Below are 18686 nucleotides of genomic sequence, written 5' to 3'. Positions count from 1 at the left end.
TCATTGAAAGTGAAGGCCACATTCCGTCTTCATTTTCCCAGCCCATCTTCCATCTCTTGAGTTGCCACCATCACCTACAGGTAATGTACATTTCTCACACCCAATACTCGGATAGCCAACATCATGCAATGGGTTATACGGCAAACTATGTTTATATACATATCGCCAAACTTCTTTCCAAGTCCAATGAATGAGCGGACAAACTTTAATAGATTGAAAACGACGATCTTGATTTATAAACTGTGTATGCTTACGCGTTTCTGATTGTTCCCTTCTTAAGCCTGATATCCACGCTTTTTCCGCTGCTAATGATTTTTCTAACGGTAAAATTTTTCTAATACTACAGCAAAGATTCGGATTACTTTCCCATAACTTCTCTCCATGAAGCTTCGCTTGTTCATCGAGTGTAAGTTCTGGCTGTTTTTCTATAATATTTAATGAAGGAAATCTCTCGCGTACCTTCTTAATTAATTCGTACGTTTCTTGAAAATGAACATTTGTATCCAAAAATACAACTTTAGCAGATGGATTTACTTGGTTTATAAGATGCAATAAAACCATTCCCTCCACCCCAAAGCTACATGCATATACAATTTCATCTTTATATTCGTTATAAGCCCAACTTAATACTGATAGCGCGCCTTTCGTTTCATCTTCTTCAGAAAATGAAACACTATTTTCTTTCCACGTTTCGTACGTCAACATGTTTTTTCCCCCTGTAAAAGCAAAAAGACGGCTTTAACCTATTAAAAATAGATTAAAACCGCCTCTAGTTTTTCTAGTCAGCGCTTTTTACTTTAAACGAACCTTTTCACTTTTTTCTAATTGAATCACTTTTCCATCTTGCACAACAATTGTAATGGAACCATATTTCATATCAGCAAGCATCGCTTGAATTTTCTCAGATACTTCATCAAAATGCTCCCGTACGCTCACGCAAACAGCCCCCCTTTTTATTCATAAAAAAAATCTTTCCCATTTCGAAAAGACTGTTCGGTAATATATTTTACCTTATCTTTCAAAATGGATTCCATTTTGCTGGATTTAGCACCTTGCTTTCTATAAGCAGGTTGCCGAGCTTCGTAGGGCCAGTTCCCTCAGCTTCTCTTGATAAGCTTTGTATTTGTATTTTATCACAATTCTGATTTTTTTCAATCCTAGTTTTCCGATATATTTAATTATTTTTCTTTTTTTAAAAGGAGTTGCCTTTACTAGACAACTCCTTCTTTCTCATTCACACCAGCTCTTTAATACGTATGCGATCGTTCCCAATGATATTTTCATATGTTTCACGTTCTACGACAATTTGTGACGTCCCGCCTTTTGCAAAGACGACAGCTGGTCTACGAATACGATTATAATTATTCGCCATCGAGTACCCATATGCCCCCGTACAAGAAATTGCTAGTAAATCAGAAGAAGCAACTTGCGGTAAGTTAATATCCCAAATCAGCATATCTCCACTTTCACAGCATTTCCCAGCAATCGAAACGAGTTCCTCATTCTCATCATTCCCTCGATTCGCCAACATCGCCTCATAACGGGCTCCGTATAGAGCTGGTCTTAAATTATCTGTCATTCCACCATCGACTGAAACATATTTCCGAATGCCAGGAATCTCTTTCACCGCTCCGACTGTATAAAGTGTTGTTCCCGCATCACCTACGATACTACGACCTGGTTCAACCCATATTTCTGGAAGCGGATATTCACATAATGTAAATTGTTCTCTTATCGTACTTGTTACAGCGTGCACATACGTTTCAAGTGTTAACGGTGTATCTGAATCCGTATAACGTATACCGAAACCTCCGCCCACATTTAATACTTTCATCACATAATGTGTTCGCTCTCTCACTTCTTCTAAAAATTGGCGGAGTACTTCAATTGCTCGAACAAATCCAGCCGTTTCAAATATTTGTGATCCGATGTGCGAGTGAATTCCTAGCACATTATAATTTGATTTTTGCAAGGCAAGCTCAATTGCTTGCATCGCTTGACCATTTGAAACACCAAATCCAAATTTCGAATCCTCTTGACCTGTTGTTATATATTCGTGTGTATGTGCCTCTACTCCAGGCGTTACACGGATTAATATGTTCACAAATTTCCCATGTTGCATTGCTAAATCATGTAAGATTTCTAATTCTAAGAAATTATCTACTACAAAACAACCGATATTCGCCTGAAGAGCCATAATCATTTCTTCTTCTGTTTTATTATTTCCGTGAAAATGAATACGCGATGCCGGAAAACCAGCTTGGAGCGCAGTATATAATTCTCCTCCAGAAACAACATCTAAAGACATATTCTCTTCACGAGCTACTCGGCACATCTCCATGCACAAGAACGCCTTGCTTGCATATGCTACTTGATAAGAGAAACCACTTTCTTTAAAAGCACGATGAAACGCGCGGCACTTTCCTCGAATAGACTCTTCATCGTATACATAAAGTGGTGTTCCGTATTGTTTTGCTAGTTGCGTCGTATCGCACCCACCAATTTCTAAGTGTCCTTGCCCATTGATTCGGCTTGTGCCGTGTAAATACATTTAAATTCCTCCCTTATTTCCTCTAAAACTCATAACCCCAATCTTCTATTCATTGCAGCACGCTTTTAGATAGACAAAAAACGCGCGGAACAATGTTCACACGCGTTTCTTATTAGGAAAAATATATATTGAAAAAATAAACGAGTTGTTATCTCCTCAAAATAAGAAACCGCATCAACATCTCCAAATAGCTCTTCATAAAATAAATCTTATGACAGTACTACATTTATTCAATGCAGTCCCAATATATGAATAAGATGGTTATTCTTATATTTCGGCAATAGTCCCTTTCAACCTATGATCACAGATTCCATTAAATCTCCCATAGCTTACTCTTTCCTATCGCGGCCTCTACCTTTGAGAGTAGATGAGGTAAGTCTATTTAATTTTCAAACATCTAATTGTTGCTATTAACAATACCAAAGGACCATTTTATTTGTCAAACAATTTTTTATATTGTTTTTTTACAGTTTAATTTTGTATCATTTGGTAAGCGCTTTACTGAAACCTTTGTCACTTCCCATTCGCCCTCTTCGTTATTAAATGTAATCGTTACCTTCTCAAATGGTGGAACAATTTTCCCACCAACCTGTTCATACTTCGTTACTTCAATACTCGCTTGAAATAAATATGTACCACTATACACTTTTTTTAAACTAATAATTTTAGGACATTGATAAGACTTCAAGCTCCCATATTGTTTTTCAATTGCCTTATTTATTTTTGGAAATAAAACAGAATAAAGGGCATCTTCCATAAGGGGTGCATCATATTGTGCTACCGACACACTCGGTGAAGCAAAAAGTATAACACTACTGCATACTATAAAATATAATAATTTTCGCATTATAACCTCCGTTTTATTACTCGATTCTTTTTGCGCACGATAATTATCATACATAGAAACTCCGTTTTATTGTCTCCCACTGCCCTTTTTCTACTCAATTATTATAAAAAAGCCCACAACTCTCTTTTATTTTCGTATAATGATACTCATAGTATAATAAACATAATAATAAAGGACTGTTCGTATATATAAAATGAGGCGCTAATCAAACCGGCTCACAAGAACCGTCATGCTTTTAGGAGAGGAGTATATTATGCTACAAAATCTGTTTCCAAAACTGCGATTTGCACTAGTTGCAGTCGTTTTATTATGGATAAAAACATATATTGTGTACAAGCTAGCATTTGATATTAGAATTGATAACTTCTTTGAAGAGTTTATGCTTTTTATTAACCCACTAGCTTCGTTACTTTTATTTTTTGGTTTCGCTTTACTTGCATCTAAGTACCGAAACCGAATTATTATTGTAATTAGTTTTATACTGTCATTTATTTTATTTGGAAATGCAATGTTTTACGGGTTCTATAACGATTTTGTTACTTTCCCTGTTTTATTCCAAACAAATAATATGGCTGACTTAGGGACGAGTATAAAAGAACTATTTACGTATAAAACATTACTTTTATTTGCAGACGCAATTATTTTAATGTTTATTTCGCGTAAATTCCCATCATTTGGTGATAAAACACCCCTTTCTCGCTCTGAGAAGCGAACTTTCTTTAGCGGTGTAACAGTATTATTAGCACTACAAATTGTTGTTTCAGTTATATATAAACCACAAATGTTCTCACGCTCATTTGATCGTCAAACTGTCGTGAAAAATTTAGGGTTATACACATATCATCTATTTGATATTACACTTCAATCTAAGTCTTCAGCTGAGCGTGTATTTGCAAGTGGAGACGGGTTCTCTGAAATTAAAAACTATACAGACTCAAAAGATAAACAAGTTGATAAAAACTTATTTGGAGCTGCAAAGGGTAAAAATGTAATTTTAATTTCAATGGAATCTACACAAAGTTTTGTTATTAATAAAAAAATAAATGGAAAAGAGATTACTCCATTTTTAAATGAGTTTATTAAAGATAGTTTTTATTTCGATAACTTCTATCATCAAACGGGACAAGGTAAAACTTCTGATGCTGAATTTATCGTTGAAAATTCCCTTTATCCGTTAGACCGTGGTTCTGTATTCTTTACTCATGCAACAAATGAATACACTGCCACACCAGAACAATTAAAGAAATACGGATATTCTTCTGCTGTCTTCCATTCAAACGATAAAACGTTTTGGAATCGTGACATAATGTATCCTGCGCTTGGATATGATCGTTACTTTAATTTAAATGATTACGTAGGAACGGAACAAATGTCTGTCGGTTGGGGATTAAAAGATAAAGAGTTCTTTGAGCAATCTATTCCAAAGTTAAAATCTTTACCACAACCGTTCTATACAAAATTCATTACGTTAACAAACCATTTTCCATTTCTTCTAAATCCAGAAGATCAATATGTTGATGAATTTAATTCCGAAAGTGGTGTTTTAAATCGCTACTTCCCAACCGTTCGTTACACGGATGAAGCTCTTAAATTATTTATTAAACAATTGAAAGACGAAGGACTATATGATAATTCCGTTATTGTCATTTATGGTGATCATTACGGCATTTCTGAAAACCATAATACAGCTATGGCTCAGTTCCTTGGGAAAGACGCTATTACACCGTTTGATTCTATGCAATTACAACGCGTCCCTCTCATTATTCATGTGCCTGGCCAAGAAGGAAAGGTCATCTCTAAAGTATCTGGTCAAATTGATATTAAACCAACGTTACTTCATTTACTTGGTATTAAAACAAATCAATCCGTAGAATTTGGAACAGACTTATTTACGAAAGAAAAAGACCCTCTTATGGTAATGCGGGACGGCAGTTTTGTTTCGGAAGATTATGTTTATACAAAAAATATGTGCTATAAAAGAAGCACAGGTGAAGAAGCTGATTTAACACTATGTCAGCCTTATATTGAAAAAGCAAAAACAGAATTAAAATTATCCGACAAACTCATTTATGGAGATTTATTAAGATTTGATCCTAACAATCGATATAAAACCGGAACGATGACAACGAAATTTGAATAGTGTAGGAAGCAACTTTACAAAAGTTGCTTCCTTTTTTTACTTATTTTTCAAATCTCTCTTCTATACAATCTTTCACAAATTGGGAATTTTTTTCGTCTGAGAAAGAAATTTATGGTATGATAAAATAAGTAAACTTTCATACACTAATTAAGAATTTATAACAGAAAGCAAGGGATCAGATTTTGTATAGAGCAGCTATTCCAAACTTATTTACGCTCGGGAATTTATATAGCGGATTTTTGTCAATCGGCTATGCATCTTTAGGATATTATAAATCAGCTGCTATTTTAGTACTGATCGGGATGATGTTAGATAGTCTTGATGGTCGTGTCGCTCGTTTATTACGCGTTGATTCACAAATGGGAAAAGAGCTTGATTCACTCGCGGATGTTGTAACATTTGGCGCAGCACCTGCTGTTTTAATGTATTACACATCTTTTTCCAACTACGGAATCATTGGACTATACATAGCGGGATTATTCCCTCTGTTCGGAGCATATCGCTTAGCACGATTTAATGTAACACCATCTTCTACTTCTATGAAATATTTCACTGGAGTTCCGATTACTGCAGCAGGAGGGCTTGTTGCTTTCTTAACATTATTTTCACATACCATTCCAAAAATCGTTCTCATTACCGTATTTGTAACGTTCGCATTTTTAATGGTGAGCCGTGTTCGTATCCCAAGTTTAAAAGATGTACCAATTCCACGATATAGCATAATTATTACACTATTTTTAGTTGGAATTATTATCACAATGTACCAAACAAGTTTTGGCAACATTTCTGTTTTCTTATTCATTGCCATTCCACTATACATTTTGTATATGTTATCTCAATTTATTAGACAAAGACCTTCTAAAAAAGCGAATAAAGAAAAATAAAAAAGAAACCTTCCGTATTTCGGAAGGTTTCTTTTTTATTTTGTAACTAATACTTTTTGATTTACAGGTGTTACAGGTTCTTCACCATTTAATACAGCTAAAATATTTCTTACTGCCATTTCAGCCATTGCATCACGTGTTTCGAATGTTGCATTTCCTACGTGAGGAGCAAGTACTACATTCTTTAATCCTTTTAGCTCTTCTGTAATTTTCGGTTCAAATTCAAATACGTCAAGAGCTGCACCTTCAATTTCATTCGTTTTTAGTGCATGAGCAAGTGCTGATTCATTCATAATTGGTCCACGTGAAGCATTTATAATATATGCTGTTTTCTTCATCATTTTAAACTGTTCTTCATCAATCATATGATGTAATTTCGGATTATAAGCACAGTTAATTGTAATAAAGTCCGCTGTTTGTAATAATTCTTCCAACGTTACGTATGTCGCTTCCAGCTCACTTTCAGCTTCAGGCTTTCGATTTGGTCCTGTATATATAACATTCATTCCAAATGCTCTCGCACGCTTTGCAACTGCCTTCCCGATTTCTCCAAGGCCAATAATTCCGATTGTCTTACCGTGTACTTCGCGGCCCAAGAAGAATAACGGTGCCCATCCGTTAAATCCAGTTGTACGACATAACGTATCACCTTCAGGAATTCTACGTGCCGCTGCTAAAAGCAGTGCAAACGTTAATTCTGCTGTTGCCTCTGTAGATACTTTCGGCGTATTTGTAACAGCAATACCCTTTTCTCCAGCATATGTGTAATCAATATTATCGTAACCAGCACCATAATTTGCGATAATTTTCAAGTTTGGTGCTGCGTCAATAACCTCTTTCGATACCTTCGTAGAAAGTAAGCTTAAAAGTGCATCTTTATCTTTTACACGTTCTGCTAACTCTTCTACACTAATTAATTCTTCTTTATTGTACATTTCTACATCATGATTTTTCAATAATTCTAATCCGATTTCTGGAATTTTCCCTGCTACTAATATTTTCGCCACTACTAACACCTCTTCTATACAAAATATGATATCTCTTATATTTCATTGTAAGAAATCTACATATAAAAACCAAGGAATTTGATTATAGTTTTGAAAATCGACACTTTTCCATAAAAAAAGAGGAGATGCAACTCTCCCCTCTTTTTACGCTTTTTCTTGCGATTCTTTCCCAAGCTTCGCATCGATTGTTCCTTCTGCAACTGTATCGCTAATTTGTTCCTCAATAACTGAGTTAGCAGTATTATTTGTTTCAGAAGTATAGGCTTGATCTGCCGCTTGTACGTTTTGTTTATTTTGTTGTTTCGCCATTTTTTATCCTCCTTTTCATTCTTTCTTATTTTGAACAAAAAGGGTGATTTTCATCAAAAAATCGTGTTTCATTTTGAAATCATTCCTTCTTCTTCAAGCAATCTCATCGTTCTTACTCGTTTCGTAAATGTAGCTATGTGAGAAATATCATGATTGCGTAATGTCTTTATATTCTCTTCCACATACTTTCCTAAATCATTCGGATAATGGGCATCTGAGGATAGAGTAATCGGAACTCCATGCTTAGCTAATACTTGTAAATAAAGCGGACTTGGGCACATTTCGCGCACAGGATATCGATAGTACAATCCCGCATTTATTTCTGTTGCTGTATTTGTTTCCACTAACGCACGAGCAATTTCCTTATAATAAGAAAGCTGTTCATTCTCATCCAATCGATAATTAAATACTTTTATGTTATCGAGGTGAGCTATAATATCAAAAAGCTCGGAACGAACAGCACTTTCAACTGTAGCGAAAAACGCGTGATATAAAGTATGTAACTCATGCGTACCAAAATACTCTTTCGTATCTGGATTATCAAATCCCCATCCATCTATAAAATGGACCGAACCGATTACATAATCAAAGTCTCCTAATGCTAGTAAACCTTTTAACTCTTGTTCACCCCCGATAAAATAATCCGCTTCAATTCCAAGTTTGAGCGTTATCCCTCGTTTACTCCATCGCTCTTTTGCCTCTTCAATCGCCTTTGTAAAATCATAAATAGACGTTACTCTTACTTGATCTAACCATTCTTTTTGCAGGCGACCAAGCTTAGAATCACTAATATCTACATACTTTTCATAATATCCTTTCGCTTCATGAAAACGATATAAATGATCGACAATGCCAACTTCTTTTATACCTTTTCGCACAGCTTCTTCTAAATATAAATCAATCCATTTCGCTGTAAATGGACCTTCCTTCACACGTCTTTGCAGGCGTTCTTGTGTTTTCATAAGCCATTCCATAGAATGTTTTTCTTCTTTAAGCGGTTCAAAATATTGTAGCGCATCATTTATTTTAGCTAGCCACCCTATTGAATATGGCCCTTCTTCTAAATGAATGTGATAGTCCACTTTCATCCATATTCCCCCTTATAATGTATCTATTTCTCTTCTGTCCCCTACTCGCGAAAGCTTTCCATTTCTTTCTTTCACTTCTTGCATGACATCTTCTAATGGAATATTTTTTTCGGCTAATAGAACAAAACAGTGATAGAACACATCAACCATTTCTTTTACTATTTCTTCTTTATCATTATTTTTAGACGCAATAATTACTTCGGTGCACTCCTCACCAATTTTCTTTAAAATTTTATCTTCACCTTTTGAAAATAAATAATTCGTATATGATTCAGAGAGTGGATTTTTCTTTCGTTCTTCAATTGTTTCAAATAATAACTTAAGGATATCTTCCATATGTATCCCCCTATATAATTTTGTAGTGAAAACACGTTTTTTCTCCCGTATGGCAAGCAGGCCCTACTTGCTTTACGACAACAACGATTGCATCTTGATCACAGTCTAAATAAAGTGATTGCACATATTGGACATTTCCCGATGTACCTCCTTTATTCCATAACGATTGTCTCGAACGGGAATAAAACCATGTTCTTTTCGTTTCCAGCGTCTTGTCATACGCTTCTTCATTCATATAAGCTAACATTAAAACTTCTTTCGTATCTTCCTCGATAACAACAGCTGGTATCAATCCTTTTGCAAAATTAGGTTTCATAACCGCACCTCAACGTTTGCTTCTCTTAATTTTCTCTTTACATCTTGTACAGTCGCTTCACCATAATGAAAGATTGATGCCGCTAATGCTGCATCAACTGTTGTCTTTTGAAATACTTCTATAATGTGATCCACATGACCACATCCACCTGATGCGATTACTGGAACAGAAACGCTGTTTGAAATTGCTCCTGTTAAACGAAGATCATATCCGTTTTTCGTTCCATCTGCATCCATACTCGTCAACAAAATTTCTCCTGCCCCGAGCTGGGCAACGCGTCTCGCCCATTCGATTGCATCCATCCCTGTATCGACTCTTCCGCCGTTCACGTATACATTCCATTTATCTTCCTCTACTTTTCTAGCATCAATTGCTACGACAATACATTGTGAGCCAAAATGTTCCGCACCTTCCTGGATTAACTTCGGATTTCTCACTGCCGCTGAGTTTATTGAAACTTTATCTGCTCCAGCTCTTAGTAAATTGTACATATCTTTAACACTTGAAATCCCCCCGCCAACTGTAAGAGGAATAAACACCTTTGAGGCTGTTTGTTCTACAACATCTATAATCGTTTTTCGCCCTTCATGCGTCGCAGTGATGTCTAAAAATACGATTTCATCTGCTCCCGCATCATTATATAATGCGGCTATTTCAACAGGATCACCGACGTCTTGTAACCCTATAAAATTCACACCCTTTACTACCCGCCCTTCTTTCACATCTAGACATGGAATAATTCGTTTTGCTAACATAGTTTTGTTACCTGTAACACTTTTTCTAAATCAATCGTTTTCTCGTAAAGTGCCTTCCCAATAATGACGCCATATATGTTCATATCATTTAATCTTTTCACCTGTTGAATAGATGCGACACCTCCAGATGCAATCACACGAATACCCACGCTTTTTTGCAGTAACTCTAATTGCTCAAAATTTGGTCCTGCAAGTGTCCCATCTTTTGAAATGTCCGTAAACACAATCGTTTGAACACCTACACTTTCCATTTGCTTCGCTAAATCGATGTACGAAATTTCAGACACATCTAACCAGCCCCTCGTTGCTACGAAACCATTTTTCGCATCAATTCCAACTATGATTTGCTCCTTATATAAACGAACCGCTTCTTCTAAAAATGATTTATCGTAAAGGGCAGCCGTTCCTAATATCACTTTTTCTACACCTACTGACAACAACTTCTCCACTGCCGCGAGTGACCGAACTCCTCCTCCAATTTGCACCGGAATACGTACCGCCTTGCATATTTTTTCAATGACAGGTAAATTTACTGACTCCCCAACAATTGCTCCATCTAAATCAACAACGTGTAGTATTTTCGCTCCAAGTTTTTCAAATATGATTGCTTGTGCGACTGGATCTTCATTCATCACCGTTTCTTTACTAAACTCTCCTTGATAAAGCCTGACGCATCGTCCTTCTTTTAAATCGATAGCTGGGAAGATTTCCATGCTTCTACCACCCCTTTGAAATTTTTTAACATTCGCATCCCAATTTCCCCACTTTTTTCAGGATGAAACTGTGCGCCAAATATATTTCCTTTTGCTACAAAACCAGGTACTTTCACTCCATATTCACTTGCCCCATACACAATTTCATTCGGACAATCTGCATAATAAGAGTGGACATAATATACGAAAGAACCGTCCTCTACTCCATTCCAAAGCGATATTTCTCCTTCTTTTTTTAATTCATTCCACCCCATATGTGGAATTTTATAAGGAACTTTTAACTTTCGAATAACACCTGGCAATAAATTTAATCCGTTACAATTTTGTAGTTCCTCACTTTTTTCAAATAAAAGCTGCATTCCTAAACAAATACCCAGAAGCGGTTTTCCTAAGCTCCCCACTTCTTTTAGCACACATACTAAATCTTTTTCTTCTAAAACGCCCATCGCTTTCGGAAATGTGCCTACTCCTGGTAAAATAACTCCATCACTTCTCAATATTTCTTTTTTATCATCCGTTATGATGTACTCTGTTCCAATATATTTTAATGCTTGTTCCACACTACGAATATTTCCCATTCCATAATCTATAATTGCAATCAATTACAACATCCCTTTCGTTGAATTTACACCATTAATATTGGCATTTTTATCGACTGCCTCTCTAAGCGCTCGACCGAACGCTTTAAATAAAGCTTCAATTTTGTGATGTGTATTGCTTCCGTATAAAATGCGAGCATGTAACGTAATATTTGCAGCATGAGCAACTGCTCTAAAAAATTCTTCCGTTAATTCTGTGTCAAAATCCCCTAGCTTCGGATTTGTTAATTCACCTTGAAATACAATATATGAGCGCCCGCTTATATCAATCGCGACAAATCCTAAAGATTCATCCATCGGTACATACGCTGAGCCGTAACGGTTAATCCCTTCTTTATTTTGCAATGATTCTTTCAAGCAAGTTCCGAGTACAATTCCAACATCTTCAACCGTATGATGAGCATCAACGAATACATCACCTTCAGCTTCAATTTGCAAACCAAATCTTCCGTGTCTAGCAAATAAAGTTAGCATATGATCAAAAAATCCAACTCCTGTTTGCACAGAAACATTCGTACTTTCATCAAGTTGCAAACTTAATTTAATTTTTGTTTCCGTCGTCTCACGTACTTGACTAGACTCGCGCATTATTCTTCCTCCTTAAACCTAATTTGGATTGCTCTTGCGTGTGCATGTAAACCTTCTTTATTTGCAAGTTCTACAATATGATGCTGTACACTTCTTAACGCTTCTTCCGTATACGAAACGAAGCTTGATTTTTTTACGAAATCATCGACGGATAACGGAGAAAAAAATCTTGCCGTTCCACTTGTCGGTAATACGTGATTCGGCCCCGCCAAATAATCTCCGAGCGGTTCAGGTGCATATGGACCAAGAAAAATTGATCCAGCATGCTTTACATAAGCTAGAGCATTCATTGGCTCTTTTATGTGTAACTCTAAATGTTCTGGAGCGATTTCATTTGATAAATGAAACGCCTCTTCTAAAGAAGGGACAATAAAAATTGCTCCATTTCTTTTTATGGATTCACGAGCGATTTCACTTCTAGGCAACGTCTCTAGCTGCCTTTCTATTTCTCTTTCTACTTCTTTAGCAAGCTTTATATTTGTTGTAATACAAATAGCTGTTGCCCTCTCGTCATGTTCTGCCTGTGATAATAAATCAGCAGCAATATATTCGGCATTTCCTGTTTCATCTGCGATAACTACAATTTCTGATGGTCCAGCAATCATATCGATATTGACTATCCCATATACTTCTCTCTTCGCTAGCGCGACATATAAATTCCCTGGCCCAACTATTTTATCCACTTTAGGAATCGATTCCGTTCCATATGCTAGAGCAGCAATTACTTGAGCACCACCGGCCATATATATTTCATCTACACCTGCAAGACTTGCAGCAGCTAAAATATGCGGATCAATTCCTCCTTGCTTCGGCGGTGTTACCATTACAATTTTTTTCACTCCTGCGAGTTTTGCTGGCAATACATTCATTAATACTGATGAAGGATACGAAGCAGTCCCGCCCGGCACATATACACCTACATTTTCTAACGGACGAATAAGCTGCCCTCTAATTACCCCTTCACTCACGCAATCAAACATAGATTGTCTTTTTTGCTTTTCGTGATACGAGATAATATTTTTCTTCGCCTCTTTTAACGCTTCTAAAAAATCTTGTTCTACAAACTTACTTGCCTGTTTTATTTCTTCCTCACTTACACGAAAATCTTTTGTCTCTACACCATCAAACTTTTTTGTATAGAACGATAAAGCCTCATCTTTACTCTTCCTTACGTTTTGAACAATTTCACTTACACTTCTTTGAACAGTTTCTTCTATTATATTAGCGCTTTCTCGTAGCGATTTTATTTTCGATAAAGCCTCTTGGAAATCTTCAAAAACTATCTCCATTTAAAGTCCCCCTATTTCCCTGACAAAATTTCTTGCTCCATCATATTTATAATACAGAATATTTCGTCTTTTTTAGTTTTCAATGCAGCCTTATTCACAATCATTCGAGCTGATATAGAGCACATTTCCTCAAATACAATTAACCCGTTTTCTTGTAATGTTTTTCCTGTTTCAACAATATCAACAATGGCATCTGCCAAACCTAGAAGTGGAGCAATCTCTACAGATCCTTCTATTTTAATAATTTCTACATCCTCCCCTTTATCATGAAAATATGTAGAAGTAATGTGCGGATATTTCGTAGCAATTCGTTTTTTTCGATAACTCTTCGGATTATACGTAGGAATAGAAGCGACACAAAATTTACACACGCCCACTCCTAAATCGACCATCTCATATATATCTTTCTCAAATTCCATTAATATATCTTTTCCAACGACTCCAATATCAGCTACGCCATGTTCTACATAAGTAGCAACATCTACCGCTTTCACTAAAATAAATGAAATGTTTGTGTTTTTACTTTTAAACACAAGTTTTCTTCCTTTATCTTTGAGCTCTGAACAATCAATTCCAATTTTTTCAAACAGTGGAATAACATGCTTTTCTAATCTTCCTTTCGTTAACGCAATTTGAATGTTACGCATGAAGCCTCCCCTTCTTTCTGGATGATCCATTTCTCTCTCCATACATATTCCACTAGTGACTCACTCTTCGCCTCAACGACTGTCATTATTTTATTCTTGTTTGCAAATTGAAAAGTATCGTTTAAATTAGAGAATAAAGATAACTGGGCATTCTTCCCGTCCTTTTGAAGTAAATTTCGTAACCTTTCCGCTTCTGCTAATCTATTTAACTCATAATGAATCATAATATCTATTCTCTTTCGTTTATATGGTTCTTGCTGCTCTTGAAGTGCCTTAACTATTTGATTTACTTGCACCGCGAGCCCAACCGCTGGCATCATTTCTCCAAAATTTCCAATTAACTCATCATATCTTCCGCCACTAACAATCTCTTCTCCAATTTCATATATATACCCTTTGAAAATAACACCCGTATAATAATCCAAATGTTGAACCATACCTAAATCAATTGATATGTAAGAGCCATATCCTAACTGTTCAATTGTTTCATATATTTCTTTCACTCTCGCAATGGCCATTTTCATTTCATTACTTGAGGCGAGTTTTTCTGCTTCCTCAACAACATCTAAACTCCCGAATAACCTTGGTAGTTTCTCAAGTAACCTTACTGTTTCATCACACCGATTTAATTTCTTTTCTTCTATAAAGTGTGAGAGTGCGGCATAATTTTTATTTTCAATATACGTTCTAAGTAACTTCTCTTCTTCATCATTAATGGGGAGCTTTTTTACGATACATTTATATAACTGCACTTGCCCAATCTCAATTGTGAAAGATTGCACCTTTAATTTTTGAAGTGCTTGAATTACGCTTATCACACATTCAATTTCAGCCCTTACATTTTCAATCCCGATAATTTCAATACCACTTTGCACTATTTCATTATATTTCCCAGTAAGGGACTCATTCGCCCGAAATACATTCCCGCTATAAGTTACTTTAAGAGGAATATCTCCTCTCTGTGTTCCAATTACTCTTGCTAAAGGAATTGTCATATCTGGGCGTAAAACGATAATCCGTCCTTTTTCATCGACAAATTTATACATCTTTTCTTCATCTATCGGCCTGTTTTGAAATGCAAAAACATCATAAAATTCAATTGTAGGTGTCCTTATTTCTTCATAACCTCTCTCTAAAAAGGTCCGTCTTAATTTTTGTTCCACTTCTTCAATTAACGTACATTCTTCGAATAAGTAATCTCTCGTTCCATTCGGATTTGCCCGTTTCCACTTTGTCATCTGAATTCACACACCCTTCCCTCTTTAATTTATGCCCATTCCATCCACCCAAACCGAAAATAAAAAGAGCCTTGTAGACAAAATACCTACAAGGCTCTTTAGTAGAGTGTAGGTACAACGGGAATAACCCTTGTGCCTACACGTTTTCACGTTAGGTTCAAGGGTTTCATGTATGATGATGTAGTTTTGTAAGCATTTTAATAGATTGTACGATATTCATAATACTTACTCCCTTTCTCCTCTGATTTTTTACATATTATATAACAGTTAATTCTGAATGTAAATACATTTCGAATATTCTATTTTTAGTTAATGTGAAGCTACTTTTCTTTCATACTCTTCAATTTCTTGTTCATATTGCATTGTAATGCTGATTTCATCTAGACCATTTAATAATTTTTCTTTCCACATTTTCTCGATTGTAAAATGAAACCTGTGCGTATTCGTAATAATTACTTCATTCTCTAAATCAACTTCCATTTGATCTCTTGCATTCGTTTTGGCAAGTTGTTCACGCATCTCTTTATCCATTACAATCGGTAACATACCATTCTTCATACAATTCATATAAAAAATATCTGCAAATCCTCCGGCGATAATAACGCGGAAACCATAATCCGCAAGCGCCCACGGAGCATGTTCTCTTGAAGAACCACATCCAAAATTATCACCTGTAATTAATATACTTGCTCCTTTTCGTTCTTGTGCATTAAGGGAGAAATTAGGATTTTCATGGCGCTCATTATCGTAACGCCACTCATCAAATAAATATTTTCCAAATCCCGTCCTTTCAATTCTCTTCAAATATTGCTTCGGAATAATTTGATCTGTATCAATGTTATCATTCATAAGTACTGCGGCAGTACCTTTATGAATATGAAATGGTTCCATCGTAACTCTCCTTTCTAATATCAACAAAATGACCATATAACGCAGCTGCTGCAGCCATAGCTGGACTTACTAAATGTGTTCGTGCTCCTTTCCCTTGCCTTCCTTCAAAATTACGATTTGAAGTAGAAGCACAATGTTCTCCTTCAGGTACTTGATCTGGATTCATCCCAAGACACATTGAACATCCAGGCTCTCTCCATTCAAATCCCGCTTCTTCAAATATGCGATGTAAGCCTTTTTGCATCGCCCGCTCTCTCACACTTTTTGATCCTGGTACAACGAGTGCTCGCACACCTTCTTTTACCTTTTTCCCTTTTACAACAGATGCAGCAATTTCTAAATCAGATAAACGTGAATTTGTACAAGAACCAATGAAGACATGCTTAACAGGAATTTCAAACGTACTTTGCCCAGGGCTCAATCCCATATATGAAAATGCTCTTTCATCATTTTCGTTATGCTTCTCTGGTAATTTTTCATCAATAGGAACACCCATACTAGGATTTGTTCCCCAAGTGACATACGGTGCTAAATCCGTAACATCTACCGAAATATGTAAATCATAAATTGCATCTGAATCTGTATAAAGCTCCGACCATTTTCCCGTAAACGTTTCATAGTCTTTCGGTGCATATTCACGCCCTTTTACATAAGAAAATGTTTTCTCATCTGGTGCAATGATGCCAGCTTTCGCTCCCCCTTCAATTGCCATATTGCAAAGTGTCATTCTCTCTTCCATACCCATATCACGAATCGTCTCTCCGTAGAATTCCATTACATGCCCCGTTCCAACCGCTACACCGTACTTTGAGAGAAGATGCAAAATAATATCCTTTGCATAAACTCCTTTCGGTAACTTTCCTTTTAATTCAATCCCCATCGCTTTCGGTTTTCGTTGCCACAACGTTTGAGTTGCTAATACATGTTCTACTTCACTCGTACCAATACCAAACGCTAAAGCACCGAAAGCACCGTGGGTTGCTGTATGGCTATCACCGCATACAATCGTTTTCCCCGGTTGTGTGAGCCCAAGTTCTGGTCCTATAACGTGAACAATCCCTTGCTCTTCATCACCAATATCGGCTAATCGCACCTTAAATTGTTTACAATTGTCACGAAGTGTATCCAATTGCTGCTTCGCAATGCGATCGGTAATATTCCAAACATCTTTCGTTGGAATATTATGATCCATCGTTGCAAACGTTAATTCCGGTCTCCGAACAGTTCGATTTGCAAGCCGCAAGCCTTCAAAGGCTTGCGGTGACGTTACTTCATGAACGAGATGAAGATCGATATATAATAAATCCAATCCATTTTCATTCGTTACAACTACATGTCTTTCCCAAAGCTTATCTAGTAACCTTTTCCCCATTATCTTCCTCTCCCTACTAGTGCCTGCTCTTCCATTTCTTGAATAACTGCCCTCGTAAATGAAGTTGTCGTCTCATTCCCCCCAATATCAGCTGTACATTTCCCAGATTGAAGAACTGCAGAAATTGCCTCTTCAATCGCATACCCTTCTCTCGTTAATCCAAATGATTGCCCAAGCATCATCGCTACTGAACGCATCATCGCAATTGGATTCGCTTTATTTTTACCTGCAATATCTGGCGCTGATCCGTGAATAGGCTCATATAAAGACGGCCCGTTTTCCGCATGGCTCGCTGATGGAAGCATTCCTAATGACCCTGCTAATACAGAAGCCTCGTCGCTCAAAATATCACCAAATAAATTTTCTGTTACGATAACGTCAAATCTCCTTGGGTTTCGAATTAACTCCATAGCAGCTGCATCTACTAAAATGTGCTCTAATTCAACATTAGGATAACGAAGAGCTACTTCTTCCGTAACAGCTCTCCACAATTTACTAGATTCTAAAACATTCGCTTTATCAATAGAGGTTACTTTTTTCTCTCTCTTACTCGCTAATTGAAAAGCATACGACACGATACGTTCAATTTCATGACGATGGTACGTAAGTGTATCGGTTGCCGATTCTTCCGTTCTTTCTTTCGGATAAGAGAAATAAATACCGCCTGTTAGTTCACGAACGACAACGAAGTCAATTTCATCTGCGTTTTTTAATGGCGATAAATGTGCAGTTGCGCTTTCTACTGTTACAGGACGAACGTTCGCAAATACACCAAGTCCTTTTCTTAAAGCTAATAATCCTTTCTCTGGCCTTTCTTTCGCATCATCCCACCGCGGTCCACCAACCGCTCCAAGTAAAACTGCATCACTCGCTAAACAAGCGGCAAGTGTTCGCTGTGGTAATGGTTGCCCATTTAAATCGATAGCCGCTCCGCCAAAGTACTCATCTTGTAAATGAAAGTGATGTCCATATAGCCTCTCTACCATATGCAATACTTCCTTCGCGCTTTCCATAATTTCCGGACCAACACCATCACCCGCTAAACAAACGATACGTTTTTCCAATTAAAACACTCCTTTTTATCTGAATTTTCAGAAATATATTTTGATAAGTAAG

Annotated in this window: 21 protein-coding genes and 2 riboswitches; of the genes, 2 read left to right on the top strand and 19 right to left on the bottom strand. The window is 36.6% G+C overall.

Translation table 11 applies throughout. The annotated features are described in order from the left end of the window. From AC1DS7_RS08770 to AC1DS7_RS08755, 4 genes are all read right to left on the bottom strand, one after another. Positions 1-705: a phosphoadenylyl-sulfate reductase gene (locus tag AC1DS7_RS08770; RefSeq protein WP_002011694.1), complete on the bottom strand. Its 705-nt coding sequence runs from the start codon at positions 703-705 to the stop codon at positions 1-3. A gap of 87 nt (positions 706-792) precedes the next feature. Further along, positions 793-936, bottom strand: coding sequence for a YezD family protein (locus AC1DS7_RS08765; RefSeq protein ID WP_000116159.1), 144 nt, complete (start codon positions 934-936; stop codon positions 793-795). Between the two features lie 72 nt (positions 937-1008). Then, positions 1009-1117, bottom strand: a riboswitch (SAM riboswitch). Between the two features lie 117 nt (positions 1118-1234). Further along, positions 1235-2551, bottom strand: coding sequence for a diaminopimelate decarboxylase (gene lysA, locus AC1DS7_RS08760; RefSeq protein WP_002030676.1), 1317 nt, complete (start codon positions 2549-2551; stop codon positions 1235-1237). Between the two features lie 180 nt (positions 2552-2731). After that, positions 2732-2913: riboswitch (Lysine riboswitch) on the bottom strand. A gap of 89 nt (positions 2914-3002) precedes the next feature. Then, a complete protein-coding gene (locus AC1DS7_RS08755; protein ID WP_193339761.1) occupies positions 3003-3398 on the bottom strand; it encodes a DUF3888 domain-containing protein in 396 nt (131 codons plus the stop codon). Positions 3399-3651: 253 nt separating this feature from the next. Here AC1DS7_RS08755 and AC1DS7_RS08750 point away from each other — a divergent pair, with 253 nt between their 5' ends. Continuing rightward, positions 3652-5538 (top strand): LTA synthase family protein, encoded by a 1887-nt coding sequence (locus tag AC1DS7_RS08750; RefSeq protein WP_201051650.1) that lies wholly within the window; start codon positions 3652-3654, stop codon positions 5536-5538. A gap of 182 nt (positions 5539-5720) precedes the next feature. Beyond that, positions 5721-6422, top strand: a complete 702-nt coding sequence (gene pssA, locus AC1DS7_RS08745; protein ID WP_002011698.1) for a CDP-diacylglycerol--serine O-phosphatidyltransferase — start codon at positions 5721-5723, stop codon at positions 6420-6422. 35 nt (positions 6423-6457) lie between these two features. On the opposite strand, the gene AC1DS7_RS08740 is transcribed toward pssA, so the two are convergent. The 15 genes from AC1DS7_RS08740 to leuB all read right to left on the bottom strand — a co-directional run bounded on the left by AC1DS7_RS08740 (position 6458) and on the right by leuB (position 18634). Beyond that, positions 6458-7438 (bottom strand): 2-hydroxyacid dehydrogenase family protein, encoded by a 981-nt coding sequence (locus AC1DS7_RS08740; RefSeq protein WP_215588872.1) that lies wholly within the window; start codon positions 7436-7438, stop codon positions 6458-6460. A 135-nt stretch (positions 7439-7573) separates the two neighbouring features. Beyond that, positions 7574-7738, bottom strand: a complete 165-nt coding sequence (locus AC1DS7_RS08735) for a YozQ family protein (RefSeq protein WP_002030670.1) — start codon at positions 7736-7738, stop codon at positions 7574-7576. 68 nt (positions 7739-7806) lie between these two features. After that, on the bottom strand, positions 7807-8826 hold the full coding sequence (locus AC1DS7_RS08730; protein ID WP_215588871.1) for a histidinol phosphate phosphatase domain-containing protein: 1020 nt from the start codon (positions 8824-8826) through the stop codon (positions 7807-7809). Between the two features lie 12 nt (positions 8827-8838). Next, positions 8839-9162 carry a phosphoribosyl-ATP diphosphatase gene (gene hisE, locus AC1DS7_RS08725; RefSeq protein WP_002011702.1) on the bottom strand — a complete coding sequence of 108 codons (324 nt, stop codon included), beginning with the start codon at positions 9160-9162 and terminating at the stop codon, positions 8839-8841. Between the two features lie 10 nt (positions 9163-9172). Beyond that, the gene (hisI, locus tag AC1DS7_RS08720; RefSeq protein ID WP_002086731.1) at positions 9173-9478 is read right to left on the bottom strand and encodes a phosphoribosyl-AMP cyclohydrolase; all 306 of its coding nucleotides are present in this window, start codon (positions 9476-9478) and stop codon (positions 9173-9175) included. Further along, entirely contained in the window at positions 9475-10233 is a 759-nt protein-coding gene (gene hisF, locus AC1DS7_RS08715; RefSeq protein ID WP_215588869.1) for an imidazole glycerol phosphate synthase subunit HisF, read from the bottom strand. Before hisF ends, hisI begins: the two co-directional genes overlap by 4 nt. Continuing rightward, positions 10227-10946 (bottom strand): 1-(5-phosphoribosyl)-5-[(5-phosphoribosylamino)methylideneamino]imidazole-4-carboxamide isomerase, encoded by a 720-nt coding sequence (gene hisA, locus AC1DS7_RS08710; protein WP_002140972.1) that lies wholly within the window; start codon positions 10944-10946, stop codon positions 10227-10229. Before hisA ends, hisF begins: the two co-directional genes overlap by 7 nt. Next, positions 10919-11548, bottom strand: coding sequence for an imidazole glycerol phosphate synthase subunit HisH (gene hisH / locus AC1DS7_RS08705; protein WP_002011707.1), 630 nt, complete (start codon positions 11546-11548; stop codon positions 10919-10921). Before hisH ends, hisA begins: the two co-directional genes overlap by 28 nt. Continuing rightward, on the bottom strand, positions 11549-12133 hold the full coding sequence (hisB, locus tag AC1DS7_RS08700) for an imidazoleglycerol-phosphate dehydratase HisB (protein ID WP_002030662.1): 585 nt from the start codon (positions 12131-12133) through the stop codon (positions 11549-11551). Beyond that, a complete protein-coding gene (gene hisD / locus AC1DS7_RS08695) occupies positions 12133-13422 on the bottom strand; it encodes a histidinol dehydrogenase (RefSeq protein ID WP_215588868.1) in 1290 nt (429 codons plus the stop codon). Before hisD ends, hisB begins: the two co-directional genes overlap by 1 nt. Before the next feature lie 11 nt (positions 13423-13433). Next, positions 13434-14069, bottom strand: coding sequence for an ATP phosphoribosyltransferase (hisG, locus tag AC1DS7_RS08690; protein ID WP_033708301.1), 636 nt, complete (start codon positions 14067-14069; stop codon positions 13434-13436). After that, the gene (locus AC1DS7_RS08685; protein ID WP_476998921.1) at positions 14045-15307 is read right to left on the bottom strand and encodes an ATP phosphoribosyltransferase regulatory subunit; all 1263 of its coding nucleotides are present in this window, start codon (positions 15305-15307) and stop codon (positions 14045-14047) included. The genes hisG and AC1DS7_RS08685 overlap by 25 nt, the downstream gene beginning before the upstream one ends. 309 nt (positions 15308-15616) lie before the next feature. Next, on the bottom strand, positions 15617-16198 hold the full coding sequence (gene leuD / locus AC1DS7_RS08680; protein ID WP_002086742.1) for a 3-isopropylmalate dehydratase small subunit: 582 nt from the start codon (positions 16196-16198) through the stop codon (positions 15617-15619). Beyond that, positions 16176-17570 (bottom strand): 3-isopropylmalate dehydratase large subunit, encoded by a 1395-nt coding sequence (gene leuC, locus AC1DS7_RS08675; RefSeq protein ID WP_002011716.1) that lies wholly within the window; start codon positions 17568-17570, stop codon positions 16176-16178. Before leuC ends, leuD begins: the two co-directional genes overlap by 23 nt. Further along, positions 17570-18634 carry a 3-isopropylmalate dehydrogenase gene (gene leuB, locus AC1DS7_RS08670; RefSeq protein WP_002011718.1) on the bottom strand — a complete coding sequence of 355 codons (1065 nt, stop codon included), beginning with the start codon at positions 18632-18634 and terminating at the stop codon, positions 17570-17572. The genes leuC and leuB overlap by 1 nt, the downstream gene beginning before the upstream one ends. Positions 18635-18686 lie beyond the last annotated feature (52 nt).

Source organism: Bacillus sp. P4_E1 (assembly GCF_056401715.1).
Note: the sequence above shows the minus strand (reverse complement) of the source record. Positions and strands in the feature narration are given on the sequence as shown.

Excerpts from the sequence above, each read along its gene's own strand:
- AC1DS7_RS08770 (WP_002011694.1), bottom strand. The coding sequence starts at position 705 with ATGTTGACGTACGAAACGTGGAAAGAAAATAGTGTTTCATTTTCTGAA.
- lysA (WP_002030676.1), bottom strand. The coding sequence starts at position 2,551 with ATGTATTTACACGGCACAAGCCGAATCAATGGGCAAGGACACTTAGAA.
- AC1DS7_RS08755 (WP_193339761.1), bottom strand. The coding sequence starts at position 3,398 with ATGCGAAAATTATTATATTTTATAGTATGCAGTAGTGTTATACTTTTT.
- AC1DS7_RS08750 (WP_201051650.1), top strand. The coding sequence starts at position 3,652 with ATGCTACAAAATCTGTTTCCAAAACTGCGATTTGCACTAGTTGCAGTC.
- AC1DS7_RS08735 (WP_002030670.1), bottom strand. The coding sequence starts at position 7,738 with ATGGCGAAACAACAAAATAAACAAAACGTACAAGCGGCAGATCAAGCC.
- AC1DS7_RS08730 (WP_215588871.1), bottom strand. The coding sequence starts at position 8,826 with ATGAAAGTGGACTATCACATTCATTTAGAAGAAGGGCCATATTCAATA.
- hisE (WP_002011702.1), bottom strand. The coding sequence starts at position 9,162 with ATGGAAGATATCCTTAAGTTATTATTTGAAACAATTGAAGAACGAAAG.
- hisI (WP_002086731.1), bottom strand. The coding sequence starts at position 9,478 with ATGAAACCTAATTTTGCAAAAGGATTGATACCAGCTGTTGTTATCGAG.
- hisF (WP_215588869.1), bottom strand. The coding sequence starts at position 10,233 with ATGTTAGCAAAACGAATTATTCCATGTCTAGATGTGAAAGAAGGGCGG.
- hisA (WP_002140972.1), bottom strand. The coding sequence starts at position 10,946 with ATGGAAATCTTCCCAGCTATCGATTTAAAAGAAGGACGATGCGTCAGG.
- hisB (WP_002030662.1), bottom strand. The coding sequence starts at position 12,133 with ATGCGCGAGTCTAGTCAAGTACGTGAGACGACGGAAACAAAAATTAAA.
- hisD (WP_215588868.1), bottom strand. The coding sequence starts at position 13,422 with ATGGAGATAGTTTTTGAAGATTTCCAAGAGGCTTTATCGAAAATAAAA.
- hisG (WP_033708301.1), bottom strand. The coding sequence starts at position 14,069 with ATGCGTAACATTCAAATTGCGTTAACGAAAGGAAGATTAGAAAAGCAT.
- AC1DS7_RS08685 (WP_476998921.1), bottom strand. The coding sequence starts at position 15,307 with ATGACAAAGTGGAAACGGGCAAATCCGAATGGAACGAGAGATTACTTA.
- leuD (WP_002086742.1), bottom strand. The coding sequence starts at position 16,198 with ATGGAACCATTTCATATTCATAAAGGTACTGCCGCAGTACTTATGAAT.
- leuC (WP_002011716.1), bottom strand. The coding sequence starts at position 17,570 with ATGGGGAAAAGGTTACTAGATAAGCTTTGGGAAAGACATGTAGTTGTA.